Origin of the sequence: Kurthia senegalensis (assembly GCF_000285595.1) — a bacterium.
Taxonomy (GTDB): domain Bacteria; phylum Bacillota; class Bacilli; order Bacillales_A; family Planococcaceae; genus Kurthia; species Kurthia senegalensis.
In genome coordinates, this window is record NZ_HE611066.1 from 1 (window position 1) to 13,629 (window position 13,629).

Sequence of the window (13,629 nt, forward strand, 5' to 3'; positions counted from 1 at the left end):
GTCCGCTGTACCTGTTCCGACTTTATTGCCGTCTTTATCGTATACATTGACGGTTGCGCCTGGTTCAGCTTTACCAACTACTTCGTAACCGTCTGTTGAGTTACCAGTCGTTGTTACGTCTGTTGGTGCTGCTGGGATAACGATTGGATCGGCTGGAGTTTTCGTTGAGGCTGGATCACTTTCACCATTTGCATTCGTTGCTGTTACTGTTAAGTCAACTTCTGTTCCGACTGAACCTGGTACTGAAATGGTGAAGTTACCGTTCGCATCCGCTTTCCCTGTTCCGACTTTGTTCCCATCTTTATCATAGACAGTCACATCTGAATTTGCTTCAGCTTTACCTGTTACTTCGTAGCCGTCTGTAGAGTTACCTGCCGTTGCTACGTCTGTCGGTGTTGCTGGAACAGCGAAATCATCCGGGTTTCCTTGATAATAAACAGTGCTCTTACCATCAGAAGATTTGAATAAATCAAGCGTGATAACATTCCCTTTTACAACTGATCCTACAAATCCGGCATCAAGTGTTGGGTTCGTATTTAAATACGCAGCTGGGCCTGTCACTTTAGTAGGGACAATAATTTCTGTATCCCCTAAGACAGCCGCATCGGCTAACTGATTAACAATTGCACCACCTAATGAAATAGTAGTTTTTAATGTTGAAACAGCTGCTGAAACTGTTGCTTTAAGTGGAATTAACGTCGTGTTTAGTGCTGCTGCAGCAAGATTAGAAGCTGCACCTGAGCCTGTCGCAGTTAATGCTTGAACCGCATTATTTAAATCCGTTAACGCATCATTTAAATTTTGCGCTAAAATTAAGCCTAAGCCGTCATCGATTGGTGCAGATATTACAGAACCATCTGCATTAATTGATAAAGGTGCTGTAAATTTTCCTTGCCCCGCCTCTCCTATGTTATTTAATGCATCTAATTTGTCATACACTTCGCCTATGTTAATCGAAATACCTGGAGTTGCAGAAATCACTTTAGTTACGGCACCTATTACAGCATCTGTTGCGTCAAGAACTGGTGCTACAAGTGGTACTTCATTAATACGAAGTGTAATAGACGAGTCGATTTGTGCGTTGCCATTTGGTTGTACAAGGCCTTGTAGTTCTGTAGGAACACCTAGAACAACTTGTTTTTTACCACTAGTAATGGTTGAAGCTTGCGCAAGAGATGTCCCTGAGACTGTGAAGTTCACATTTTGTGTACCATCTGGGTTTAGTTGAAAACGATTTGAAGCTGTAGTCCCAGAATCATTTGTTAATGTCATGTTGCTTAGTAGTTCAATATCTAGTACGGCTGCACTTGCACTTTTTTGTGATACATTTGCACCTTGATCTCCAAATGAAATAGCATAAGGTGTTGCAACTAGCGAAAATGCTAGCATTGAAGCAGCAGCACTTTTCGTCCATTTTGAATAATTTTTCTTCGACATTTAAAAACCTTCTTTCTGTTTTTTGAAATATTAGTGGGTGACTTCAAATAAACTTACTAAACATGGCTCAACTCTAAGCAAGCACCTCCTTTAATGTGTGACGATTATAAATTCCAATGCGTCACGAGTGATGGTTTTTTACTTTTATCTAAACAACCTTTAATGTCGACAACGAAACTTGTGTTGTCTTTTAACATCGGCTGAATGCCTTCCCATGAGTGTTCAATAAATTGCTTATGTGCAACAGCAACGATAACGGCATCTGCTTGCTTCAAGGTAACGGAAGGTGTTAATGTCACACCGTAATGAACAAAAAGTTCTTCTTCGTAAGCAAATGGATCTTGCACTTGGACGTGAATCCCGTATTGTTGCAGTTTTTCAATGAGTAAAATTGTTTTTGAGTTTCGAATATCTGGTACATCTTCTTTAAATGTCACACCGAGTACAGTTACGACCGCTTCATTTAATTTTTTATTATTCGCTATAAGCTGTTTGACGATGCGCTCTGCGATATAATCTGGCATGCTATCATTTAACTTTCTACTCGATAAAATAATGTTCGGTACATATCCGACTTGTTCAGCTTTCGTCGTTAAATAATAAGGATCTACGCCGATGCAATGCCCACCGACGAGGCCGGGTTTAAAGTCTAGGAAGTTCCATTTTGTATTGGCGGCTTTTAAAACATCTGCCGTATTAATATTTAATTCATTAAATAAAAGTGCTAGTTCATTCATCAATGCGATATTGACATCTCTTTGCGTATTTTCAATTACTTTTGCCGCCTCAGCTACTTGAATAGAAGGTGCTTTATGTACACCTGCTGTCACGACACTTCCATAAAGTACAGCGAGCATTTCTGTAATTTCTTCGGTTTGTCCTGCCACAACTTTTTGAATCGTTTCAAATTTATGATGCGGATCACCGGGATTGATACGCTCAGGTGAATACCCAACAAAGAAATCTCTTCCTGCAACGAGTTTTGAGAAACGTTCTAATACAGGAATACATTCTTCTTCCGTTAAGCCTGGGTAAACGGTTGATTCATATACGACAATCGTCCCTGGTCGTAAAATATTCGCAACGGTTTGAGAGGCAGCTAAAATAGGTGTTAAGTTCGGTTTATTTCGTTCATCAATTGGTGTTGGTACAGCGATAATAATGAAATGACAATCACTTAATTTTGTAGCATCACTCGTAAACTGTATTTTGTTTAAGACCAATTTTTCTGGTGATACTTCATTCGTACGATCAATACCTAAACGCAATTCGCTAATACGTTCTTCATTAATGTCAAAACCAACGACATCATATTTTTTTGAAAAAGATACGGCAACAGGTAATCCTACATAGCCAAGTCCGACGACACCAATTTTAGTGTTGTTCATAAAGAGCCTCCTCTATTTGATAATATTCTTTGTACCATTGAACGAATTGATGAATACCTTCTTCAATAGATGTTTCCGGAATAAAGCCAACGAGTTTTTGTAAGTTTTCGGTATTAGAGAATGTATTCGGTACATCCCCTTTTTGCAATGGCATAAAGTTTTTCTCTGCCTTCTTACCGAGTTCTTTTTCAAGTGTTTCAATGAAATCCAACAACTTAACAGGTTGGTTTCGTCCGATATTAACGACACGATACGGAGCGAAACTTTCAGAAGTGTGGCAGCCTTCTTCGTACCATGCTTCATTTTCTTGCGGTATTTGATCCATTAAACGTGTAATCCCTTCTACGATATCTTCTACGTACGTAAAGTCTCTTAGCATCTCTCCGTAGTTGTACACGTCTATAGACTGATTATTCAGAATATTTTTAGCAAACTTAAATAAAGCCATATCTGGTCTCCCCCAAGGTCCGTAAACTGTAAAGAAGCGCAGACCGGTTGTTGGCAATTTATATAAGCTACTATATGAATGGGCAAACAGTTCATTACTTTTCTTTGTTGCTGCATATAAGCTCATTGGATGGTCCACATGATCTTCTTCAGAAAATGGATAATGTTTATTCCCTCCGTAAACAGAGCTAGAAGAAGCATATAAGAAATGGGCGATGTGATGATGGCGACAACATTCTAGTAACGTGAAATAGCCTAGTATATTCGCTTGAATGTAGCTTTCTGGATGGTCAATACTATAACGCACACCTGCCTGTGCAGCTAAATGAATTACGCGATCAAATGCGTGATCTTCGAATAATTTCTTCATTTGTTGTTCGTTCGACACATCATTTTGTACAAAGATAAATTGTGGATGCACGAGTTGTTTTAAACGATCTTTTTTCAACGACACGTCATAATAGTCACTTAAACTATCGACCCCTATGACTTGATGCCCGTCTTGAAGTAATTTTTTCGTTAAATGTGATCCGATAAAGCCTGCGCAGCCCGTTACGAGAATTTCCATTTATACTCCTCCTCTTGTTGTACGTGATGGTTAGCAAATTTTATTAAACGATCTTTTATTTCAAATTCTGGAGCATATAAAATCGTCGTTAAGAAATCATGTAGTTGCTCATCCGAACAACTGGTCGTTTGTCCAATAAAAATTTTATTAAACACTTTTGTTTGAAGACGTTCATGTTCTCCGAGTAGTACTTCATGTAATTTCTCACCGGGACGAATACCTGTTTCGATAATTTCAATTTGTTGCAATGATAAGCCTGATAAACGAATTAAGTTTTTAGCTAGATCACTAATTTTTACAGGTTCGCCCATATCTAAGATAAAAACTTCTCCACCTTTTGATAAAGAAGAAGCTTGTAAAACGAGGCGAGCCGCTTCTGGAATTGTCATGAAATAGCGTGTCATACGTGCATCTGTTAATGTAATCGGTCCGCCTTTTTGAATTTGTTTTTGGAAGAGCGGAATGACAGAACCTCGTGATCCGAGAACATTTCCGAATCGTACGACAGCGAATTTTGTGACGCTATTTTTAGATAGTTGTTGAATAATTAACTCGGCAACTCGCTTCGTTGCGCCCATAATATTAGGGGGATCAACGGCTTTGTCGCTCGAAATCATGACGAAACGCTCCACTTTTGCATTTTTTGCTGCTTGTGCCACATTTTTTGTGCCAAAAATATTATTTTTAATGCTTTCTGCAGGATTGTCTTCCATGAGTGGTACGTGTTTGTGTGCGGCTGCATGGTAGACGATGTGCGGCTGGTACTTATGCATAATCTCGTTCATTGCATCGCGATCTCGAATATCCCCAATTACTTTAACTAGCGGAATCGTCGTTAACTTCGACAATTGCTGTGCAATTTCGTAAATCGAATTTTCACCGTGCCCGAGTAGAATTAAGCAAGCCGGATTCGATTGAATAACTTGTCTGCAAATTTCAGAACCGATTGAACCACCCGCACCTGTTACGAGTACCCTTTTGCCTTGAAGCGTTTCATTCAATAACTTCGTATCGACCTCTACTTCTTCACGACCGAGTAAATCTTCAATTTTAATATCTCTCACTTTATTAATAGCGAGTGTTCCGTTAACGATGTCATCTACTGATGGCATCACTTGTGTTTTAATATTCGTTTGTAAACATTTCTCAACGAGTCGAGAAAGACGTTCTTTTTGTAAAGAAGGAATGGCAATTAATATTTGAGAAGCATCTACTTTCTTAACAATGCTTTTTAATAAACTAATTTCTCCTAGAATAGGAATGTCATTTACGTGTAAGCCGATTTTTTTATAGTCATCGTCTAAAAACCCGACAATTTTGTATTGAGGATTTTGTTTCAATCGCTCTGCCATGTGTATACCGGCTTGCCCTGCGCCAATAATTAAGAGACGAACATGCGTTACCTCACTTGCAGAAAACTTTTTAGACTCTCTTGCGTGTTTCTTTAAAAATTGGTAGGCGATACGAGAACTCAATAAGTATCCAGTAAATAATAATGCACTCATGCACGTCAACATACTCAATTGATACAGAGCCAACGTGCCGAAAGCAATGACTGTGAGTACAGTTGCAGAGACTAAGAGACGTTCATTCGTTAAAGACTCTATTTGAAGTTGATAAAAGCGCAACGCATAACTTGTTGCGCAAAAAGAAAGAATACTGAGTGCGCTAAATACATATGTGGATCCGTTTATTGCTGATGGTCCTATTGAAAAATAAAGGATACGTAAAATAAGAGTAAAAGGATGGAACAATCTAAAATCATAAACTTCCATTTCATCTTTTGGATAGTCATTCACTCACCTCGTTGATTTGTTTAGATGTATGATTTGTTTTTCCTACTACAGTTATATATCAAAAACATGACAAAAATAAACGAAAATAGCGTATATATATTAATATAGAAATAGATTTAACTTTTTATTTTTTAAAATCGTTGTCACATAGACGTTTATGCTAACTTTACGTTTCTGTAACAATTATTTCGGTTACCCTTTTTAACCGCTATTTATATTATTTTTTAATTTTCATTCGATTTAATCGTATATTTAATGATTTTTGTTCCCTATTCTTTTTTAGAATAAGGACTTTATACCTTATGATTTTTGTGATTTATAATCTTTTTTTGATGTTTAATAAATTTTTTTTGAAAAAATAAAAAAATAAGGGACTTCTTTATTTAAACCATTTTTTTAATTTAACGTATAGTTTTTTAGATACTAAGAACTACTTTTTTCTCAATAAAGGAAATGCTTCATATTTCATAATTCATTAGCATCTATTTTTATGTCTTATAATTATTCGTTTAGAAGGAGTTTAAAAGTGTATTATATGGTTTATCTGAGACCTGTGTGAAACGGAACGATAAATACCATTTTTTAAAATCTTGAAAAAATATGAAAGGCGAGATATTCTTAAAAATAATCAACATTTCATTTTTTCTAACAGTCTTTTTATACTAATTTTTTTGTTCTTTTTGCAATCCATTTTTTTCATTATTTCAACATAACAAAAAGTCGTGAAGACGTGAAAAAACCTTGCAATAGCAAGGTTTTATGTTTTTCTCTATTTAATTCATGTAATGATCAAATGCTTCTTTTCGAGCCTTTTCTACGTTTTTAGGTAAGTATTTTGTAGCAAAATCATGATTTCGTTGCGCTGCCTGTTCCCATTTTTGAGAATCATCTAATAACAATCGGATTTTTTCCATGAATTGTTGTGCATCTCTGACAGGAAATAGCAAATCCTCTTCGATTAATTCTGGTGTTCCGCCCGCTGTACTGCCTACAACAGGTATGCCAAAGCTCATCGCTTCAATAATACTTCGGCTATTCGCTTCTGTAATACTCGGTTGTACGTAGATTGTTAACTGTTCATACCATTTTTGAAGTGCTTCTTTGTTTAAAAGACCATCGTGGATCACGTCGATCTGTCGATAAGAAAGCTCATTTTTATATTGACCTTCGCCTAATAGACGCACAGTGAAAGCATATCCTTGATCATCTAGTAGCTTTAGTGCTTCATAAAGTGTTTGATGACCTTTAAAATCTACATTTAAGGAGCCTATCATCCCTAACGTAATCGTATTTGTACGCGATACTTTTTGCTGTAATTGAATCGTCGCATTCGAAACTTCAAACGTATTTTCACTCGGGTAACAGCGCTGTAAATAATTATTCGTTACATAAATAGCTGTCTTCGCATGGCGAATCACATGTTTCATGCGTCGATCTAAAATGGGTGCTGCGATTTTATATAACAGATTCCCATGATAATAAAAGGCTTCAAATGCATTCCCAACAGTTTCTATTAAATAAGGTTTACTTTGCCTTATGCATTCGTATCCGACAAATAGACCAAGATGAGAAGGAAGTCGAATGACAAAATAATCATATGCTTTTACTAATTCTCTGCAGTATGACCGTACTTTTTGTAAATGTCGATACAAACTTTTCGTCGTCGGAAAAGGCAGCGGATGAAAATGAACTTGTGGATGTGTTACTTTATTTAAATTCGTTTGTTCTACTTCTTGTTTATACGGAAAAATATGAATTTCTTCCGCAAAACTTTCGTATTTCTCCCACGTCGCATTCGGAAAATTTTTAGAATAAAAAGAGGTGCCATCAAATGGCATTTTCAAATCGTAAATATAAGCTAATTTATGAACCATCGTTATTCATCCCTTCTTTTCCAAACGATATGTTCATTCGCAAAATAAACACAGACACTTAGTAATAATGTGAATGAAATATCATTTAAAAGAATACCTGCATTTTGTCCCATCATAAAGCCGAGACGCGTAATAGGAATTGTTAAGAAAAAATCAATTCAATACGATTCGATCGGTTCATTAATCGGATAAACAAATAGGCAATTAAAATAAAACTACAACTTAAAAATGGCGATAAAATAAAATTACTGTAAAAATAACCTTGTCCAATCATCGGCATAATTTGTGATGCTTGATCTGTAAAGAAAATACGGAAATTGTATAAATAATTACTAAACTCAAATCCTTCTAAGTTTTTAAACAGTAAATTGAAGCCCATCATCGGACGGAATAAATCATAAATAAAGTTAGCGAATGTCGCACTTTGAGGGAAATAGTACGGCAATTCGGTCGCAATCGCCACGTTATATGGTCCACCTGCATAAATTTGTAGCAAGTCAGCCCACTGCATCGCTCGATTTTCTTCACTCGTAATCATCGTCATATTTCGATACGACGTAATGTTCAGAAGAACAAGTGTAATAATCCCGACTAAAAAAACGATATATGGAACAGCGCGTTTTAAATATAAACGGTAAAATAAATACAAACTGGCAATCGCCCCAATTAAAAAATCTGCTCGGTTATCCCCATAAATAATAGAAATATTCAGAAGGACGATACCGAAACTTAAAATGACCCATAGCTTTCGTTCTTGTCGCTGATAACGTCGGTAAATCACAATCATTGCCATGACGAATAAAAAATACTTAGCCGTAATTAACACATATTGCGCAATGCTCGTTAAAAAGTTGCCTTCTCCGATATCTAATAAATTCTCCCCAGGTGATATAAAAGCAAAACTATGAATCACTTGCGGTGAGATAAAGAGAAATGCCACAGCAAAAATAAGGAATAACACATACATATCCATCGATTTTGGTAGTTGAATTGCTGAGGATACGCCCGGTTTACTTTTTCTTTTCCATAAAAATAAAAGAAGAATAAGAACACAACAACAAATTAATTCCCACAGCATTAGATGAATCGCTACATCAAATGATACGGACATAGGGTTAACGACCGAGCGTCCTAAATACCACTGACTTTTCGCGATAAAAAATGGCAGCACGACATAACGTAAAAATGTTACAAGTACGAAACTCATTAAAAATGTATTAAAACGATAAAAGAGAAGCGGTCCTAAAATACATAAAAATAAAACCGTATATACTAAAGGCAGTAAATAAAGATCCTCATATCCGTCCATTTTCGTATGGATATTCGTATATACGGTAGAGTAGCAACCGACAATTATAATAGAAACAGCCGTTAACAAGAAAAATATAAACTTCATTTTATCACCTTCGTTCGAGATGCTTTTAATACGTCTTTTTTAAATACGATTCTAAGGAAAATATCTTTACAGGCATATAAAATCAAACTATTCGTCACCATCGCAATCCCCGCTCCCCATAAGCTGTAAGTAGAAATAAGTATAAATGTGATCGGGATACTTAAAATAGTTGCAAAAATCGTGAGTGGTAGTTGACTTTTAACGAACCCGAAAGCCATGAAGGCCGTATCAATATTCCAATTAAGACAATTGAAAAAAATACAACCGATTAACAAAATGAGTAATGGGTTGTACGCTGCATAAGACGCTCCATATACAAGTGTTAAAAAGAATTCCCCGAATAAAATGACACCAATTAATAAACTGATTGAAAGGATAAATGCAATTTTAAAAAGGTCAACGTAAAGAATTTTACGTAATTGGCTTTTACGGCCTTTTAAAAATTGCTCTTTCAACGGATGAATATAGTTTTGTGCAACAGCTCCCATGACGATGTTTACGATCACCGTTACATACGATACAGCTGAAAAATAACCGACTTCTGTCGCTGTTGCGAAATAAGCCAATCCATAGCGCGGTAAAAAACTATTAAAAGAAACTATTAACTGTGTGATTCCTAGTGGAATACCTAGTGTTAAAATCAGACGGACACGCTGAGAAGAAAAGCGTTGCTGAAACGTGTATAGACAAACTTTTCTCTCGACTAACAAATAGCCTAGTTGAAATACGACCGTACCGAATAAAGACCAAGCAAGATGCTCTGTCACAAGTAATAAACTCACAAATAAAATAATAGTGCCGACTTGCTTATACACGATCAGTAGCGCAATCTTTTTCATTTTTTGTTCTTTATGTGGAACAGCATAAAGTAAATCGCTCGTACAATCTAATAGTTTACTAATACCGACGAGCAACACAATCATCCATTCTTCGTAAAAAAAACAAAAGCCGATTAGAACGAGCAAACTGAAAAGAAAAGCAACGTTACGCACGATAGCGAAAGAATGAAAATCATCTTCCTCACTCGTCACATAAAGCGAGCGTAGCTTCATATTCGCAAAAAGAGTAATCGGTGATGCAATCGCTAAAGCGAGTGCATAATCACCGACATCAGTAGGGGTTAAAATTTGGGCGATTGCTACTAACAATAACCATTTCACAGCCGCACTTATAACATTTGCGGAAAATGTCCAAGAAATTTTTCGTAGCAATTAAATTCCCTCCTTTCTATAAAATATGCCACCACTTTTTCTTTTTTGGTACGGTCGGTTCGAGCGCAATAAGTTGTTCATTTTCGAATAAGCGTTCATTATTTTGTTTTAAAAAAATGGAAATAGTCTTCTTTTTTCTTTTTATGCAATAAATTTTTTGCCTCTTCAAAATAAATCATCCGCTTCGTTGAATCATGTACATCACTTCCAATTAAATGAATTAATTGTCGATCTAGTAAATCCCATGCACAATGCTTCACATCTTGACCGTATGAGCCGACAATCGAACCCGTCGTTATTTGCGTAAATACACCGAGGCGTATAAAGTCTTCTAATCGATTCGGATCATCCATAAACACTTGATTCCTCTCCGGATGTGCAATAATTGGGACGTAACCATGTTGAAATAATTCCTGAAAAACATCTAACGTGAAATGCGGGATGAATGTAGAAGGTAGCTCTACTAACACATATCGGCTATTCGCTAACGTGTACAATTGTTTTGCTTCTAATTGTGCAACGAGTGATTCAAAAATCGTAATTTCGTGGCCGGTATGTAACGTGATAGGAATATTTGCGCATTTCAATTCCGCACTTAAATGATTAATTACACGATTAATTTCGGTGCAAGGCACATGCCACTTTCCTTTATGTGCATGGCTCGTCGTAATAATGTGATGAACCCCTTGCGTGTAATACGCTTGAAGAATCTGCATCGATTCTTCGGCTGTTTTTGCCCCATCATCCAATCCGTATAAAACATGACTGTGCGTATCAATCATTATAAATACCTCATTTCTGTACGTAGCTGCCATAATATTTAGAACTATAATAGTTCATATTTGAGCTGGCAACGTTGTTTAGTACGACACCTAAAATTTTCCCTTCCGCATTTTCAATTAAATTTTGCGCTTTCTTCACCATTTTTTTGTGGGTTTTATTCATGTCTACGACTAACACAACCCCATCCACACGGTTCGCTAACAATTGCGTATCGGTAACAGCTAATAAAGGCGATGTATCAAAAATAATCCAATCATATTGCTCTTCTAGCTGTTGTTTAATTTCATTCAATCGCTCTGACCCGAGTAGTTCAGAAGGATTCGGGGGAATGGGACCACTTGTCATGACGTCTAAATATGGGTCATCTGTTTTTTGAATACATTCCTCAATTGCCTTTTGATGTGATAAAGCTAAAGAAAAGCCGATTGTATTTTGCAAATTAAATGTAAAATGAACAGTCGGTTTACGTAAATCTGCATCAATAAACAACACGTTTTGTTTTTCTTCCGCAAACAATTGCGCTAAGTTTGCTGCAGTCGTTGATTTTCCTTCTCCTTGAATAGCAGACGTGACAACGAATGATTTCATTTTTTTTGCACTAGAAAATTTAATATTCGTACGTAAAACACGATATTGTTCAGAGATAATCGAATGTGGTTCTTCTTTTACAATTAGTTTTCTAGCTACTGTTTTTTGCTTCATATCGAACCCTCCTATTAACATTTATTTTTGCTTCATTTTATGAATCGTTCCTAATACCGGAAGCTGTAGGAAATCTTCTACTTCTTTTTCTGTTTTAAATCGTTGATCTACAAATTGTTTAATGAATATTATGAAAATTCCAAAAATAAAGCCTAAAATAGCTCCAATTATAAAGTTTAATGGAACGTTCGGTGATACCGGTTTTAAATTTTTTTGTAATTCTGATTTTGATAAAATTTGAACGTTTTCAACTGCTAAAAGAGAAGGGATTTTTTGGATAAATACATCGGCTAAAGTGTTAGCCATCTGTGTGACAACGACTGGATCTTCATTGCGAACAGATATATTCATCACTTTTGAATTTTCCTCACTTGAAATAACGAGTGATTTTTTAATTCTTTCGTATCCATCGGTAAGTCCAATTTATCAATGACCGCTTCTAAAATGACATCGCTTTTAGCGATTGCTGTGTACGTATTCATTAATTGTAAATCGGTTTGTGTTTCTTGATAAGCATTCGTTTGTTCGCTCGTTTGCGCTCGATTAATTAATAACTGAGTCGTGGCTTCGTATTGGGGTTTAAAATACAAAAATGTCAACATAGCAGCAACGGTAATTCCGAAAAATGTCATTAAAAACAAGAGTGGTATACCCCTTTTTAACGATGTAAATATTTCAATTAAACTAAATTGCTTATTCTCCAATTGAACGTCTCCTCCTAATAAAATAATAGACTTTTATTATATTTTGGATATATATTAATATAAATGGTAATTATAGGCGTTATAACTACTATAACCATTTTCAGATTTCAATGGAACTAATAACTAAAAAACCAGAAAAGAGGCTGAAAAATGCAACGAAGTAAACGAAAGCGAACGGGTAATAATAGAACGAAAGTTATCGTTATTTTGCTTTCAATTTTATTTTTAGCCGTAATAGCAGGTTCATATACCTATAGCAAATTCTCCACTTTTGATAAAAATTTTTCGAAAACCCAGGTCGATTACTCTAGTAATTTACGAGATTCTTCAAAAAAGGACTTAATTAACTCAGAAAAACCTATTTCAGTTTTATTACTCGGTATCGATGAACGTGAAAATGATAAAGGACGAAGTGATACAATTGTCGTTATGACAATGAACCCAGAAAAAAGAAAAGGAAATTTATTAAGTATTCCGAGAGATAGTTACGTTCCAATCGCTGGGACAAATGGTCTTGATAAAATAAACCATGCGTATGCAAAAGGTAGTATTGAAACATCTGCAAAAACAGTCGAGCAGCTTTTAAGTATTCCAATCGATTTTGTCGTTTCGTTGAATATGGAAGGGCTCGTTTCTATTATTGATGTAGTCGATGGAATTACCGTTAATAATGCATTTGCTTTTGAGGCAAATGGTATCAAATTTGAGGAGGGAAACATTTCTTTATCTGGTACAGAAGCGTTATCTTATATTCGTATGAGAAAAAATGATCCTCAAGGTGATCTCGGAAGACAACAACGTCAACAAGAAGTAATTCAAGCACTCGCAAAAAAACTGCCTTCTTTCGATACGTTAAAAAGCTTAGATAGTTTAATGGCGATTTTAGGTCATAATGTACAAACGAATGTCAAATTAGACGAGTTGTATACGATGTCAAAATCATATCCTGTACAACAAATTCAATTCAGTAAACATACGTTCCAAAAAGGAACAAACGAAAAATAGAAGGCATTTATTATTATAAATTAGATCTTGATGAAGTCGATACGATTACTGCTGAACTACGCAACAATTTACAACTTGATAAAGGAGCGAATTAATGTGGGAATTGATCGTTACATGACAATTGCTGAAGCCATTTATTATTGGGATATTTCGAAGTATAAGTTGAATAAAAAATTGCAAGACGAAGCATTTATTGCTGCCTATGTCGATGAAAAACTTGTGAAGTTTTTTGAGCATCCGGAAAATAAAAAACGTTATTGGATTATTTCAAACGTTGCGATGGAACATTGGTATGGACCGAAAAAAGATAAAAAGCCT

13 protein-coding genes are annotated in these 13,629 nt (G+C 35.7%); 2 read left to right on the forward strand and 11 right to left on the reverse strand.

Translation table 11 applies throughout. The features are described 5' to 3' along the window. The 11 genes from KSHG_RS07445 to KSHG_RS17990 form a co-directional block, all read right to left on the reverse strand. Positions 1 to 1,437: adhesive domain-containing protein (locus KSHG_RS07445; protein ID WP_010304196.1), on the reverse strand; the 1,437-nt coding region annotated here is incomplete at its 3' end. 104 nt (positions 1,438 to 1,541) lie between these two features. Further along, the gene (locus KSHG_RS07450; protein ID WP_010304199.1) at positions 1,542 to 2,825 is read right to left on the reverse strand and encodes a nucleotide sugar dehydrogenase; all 1,284 of its coding nucleotides are present in this window, start codon (positions 2,823 to 2,825) and stop codon (positions 1,542 to 1,544) included. Then, positions 2,812 to 3,840: an NAD-dependent epimerase gene (locus KSHG_RS07455; RefSeq protein ID WP_010304203.1), complete on the reverse strand. Its 1,029-nt coding sequence runs from the start codon at positions 3,838 to 3,840 to the stop codon at positions 2,812 to 2,814. The genes KSHG_RS07450 and KSHG_RS07455 overlap by 14 nt, the downstream gene beginning before the upstream one ends. After that, on the reverse strand, positions 3,825 to 5,468 hold the full coding sequence (locus KSHG_RS16370) for a polysaccharide biosynthesis protein (RefSeq protein WP_010304219.1): 1,644 nt from the start codon (positions 5,466 to 5,468) through the stop codon (positions 3,825 to 3,827). The genes KSHG_RS07455 and KSHG_RS16370 overlap by 16 nt, the downstream gene beginning before the upstream one ends. Positions 5,469 to 6,409: 941 nt before the next feature. Continuing rightward, complete coding sequence (locus KSHG_RS07465) at positions 6,410 to 7,510, reverse strand: glycosyltransferase (protein ID WP_010304222.1); 1,101 nt, start codon at positions 7,508 to 7,510, stop codon at positions 6,410 to 6,412. A 142-nt stretch (positions 7,511 to 7,652) separates the two neighbouring features. Then, the gene (locus tag KSHG_RS07470) at positions 7,653 to 8,906 is read right to left on the reverse strand and encodes a hypothetical protein (protein ID WP_010304226.1); all 1,254 of its coding nucleotides are present in this window, start codon (positions 8,904 to 8,906) and stop codon (positions 7,653 to 7,655) included. After that, complete coding sequence (locus KSHG_RS07475; protein ID WP_010304230.1) at positions 8,903 to 10,117, reverse strand: lipopolysaccharide biosynthesis protein; 1,215 nt, start codon at positions 10,115 to 10,117, stop codon at positions 8,903 to 8,905. The genes KSHG_RS07470 and KSHG_RS07475 overlap by 4 nt, the downstream gene beginning before the upstream one ends. Positions 10,118 to 10,215: 98 nt before the next feature. Beyond that, on the reverse strand, positions 10,216 to 10,899 hold the full coding sequence (locus tag KSHG_RS16375) for a tyrosine-protein phosphatase (RefSeq protein ID WP_010304231.1): 684 nt from the start codon (positions 10,897 to 10,899) through the stop codon (positions 10,216 to 10,218). A 10-nt stretch (positions 10,900 to 10,909) separates the two neighbouring features. Then, positions 10,910 to 11,602 carry a CpsD/CapB family tyrosine-protein kinase gene (locus KSHG_RS07485; RefSeq protein ID WP_010304232.1) on the reverse strand — a complete coding sequence of 231 codons (693 nt, stop codon included), beginning with the start codon at positions 11,600 to 11,602 and terminating at the stop codon, positions 10,910 to 10,912. A gap of 21 nt (positions 11,603 to 11,623) precedes the next feature. After that, positions 11,624 to 11,956, reverse strand: coding sequence for a YveK family protein (locus KSHG_RS17985; RefSeq protein WP_052309322.1), 333 nt, complete (start codon positions 11,954 to 11,956; stop codon positions 11,624 to 11,626). After that, a complete protein-coding gene (locus KSHG_RS17990; protein WP_161600729.1) occupies positions 11,953 to 12,306 on the reverse strand; it encodes a YveK family protein in 354 nt (117 codons plus the stop codon). The genes KSHG_RS17985 and KSHG_RS17990 overlap by 4 nt, the downstream gene beginning before the upstream one ends. A gap of 150 nt (positions 12,307 to 12,456) precedes the next feature. On the opposite strand from KSHG_RS17990, the gene KSHG_RS16385 reads away from it, so the two are divergent. Further along, a complete protein-coding gene (locus KSHG_RS16385) occupies positions 12,457 to 13,311 on the forward strand; it encodes an LCP family glycopolymer transferase (protein ID WP_010304235.1) in 855 nt (284 codons plus the stop codon). 96 nt (positions 13,312 to 13,407) lie between these two features. Further along, positions 13,408 to 13,629, forward strand: a 222-nt coding sequence (locus KSHG_RS18480) for a hypothetical protein (RefSeq protein ID WP_010304244.1), incomplete at its 3' end; no start/stop codon positions are given.

What these genes read in the sequence shown, in the direction of transcription:
- KSHG_RS07450 (WP_010304199.1), bottom strand. Translation starts at nt 2,825, where the DNA reads ATGAACAACACTAAAATTGGTGTCGTCGGACTTGGCTATGTAGGATTA.
- KSHG_RS07455 (WP_010304203.1), bottom strand. Translation starts at nt 3,840, where the DNA reads ATGGAAATTCTCGTAACGGGCTGCGCAGGCTTTATCGGATCACATTTA.
- KSHG_RS07465 (WP_010304222.1), bottom strand. Translation starts at nt 7,510, where the DNA reads ATGGTTCATAAATTAGCTTATATTTACGATTTGAAAATGCCATTTGAT.
- KSHG_RS07470 (WP_010304226.1), bottom strand. Translation starts at nt 8,906, where the DNA reads ATGAAGTTTATATTTTTCTTGTTAACGGCTGTTTCTATTATAATTGTC.
- KSHG_RS16375 (WP_010304231.1), bottom strand. Translation starts at nt 10,899, where the DNA reads ATGATTGATACGCACAGTCATGTTTTATACGGATTGGATGATGGGGCA.
- KSHG_RS07485 (WP_010304232.1), bottom strand. Translation starts at nt 11,602, where the DNA reads ATGAAGCAAAAAACAGTAGCTAGAAAACTAATTGTAAAAGAAGAACCA.
- KSHG_RS16385 (WP_010304235.1), top strand. Translation starts at nt 12,457, where the DNA reads ATGCAACGAAGTAAACGAAAGCGAACGGGTAATAATAGAACGAAAGTT.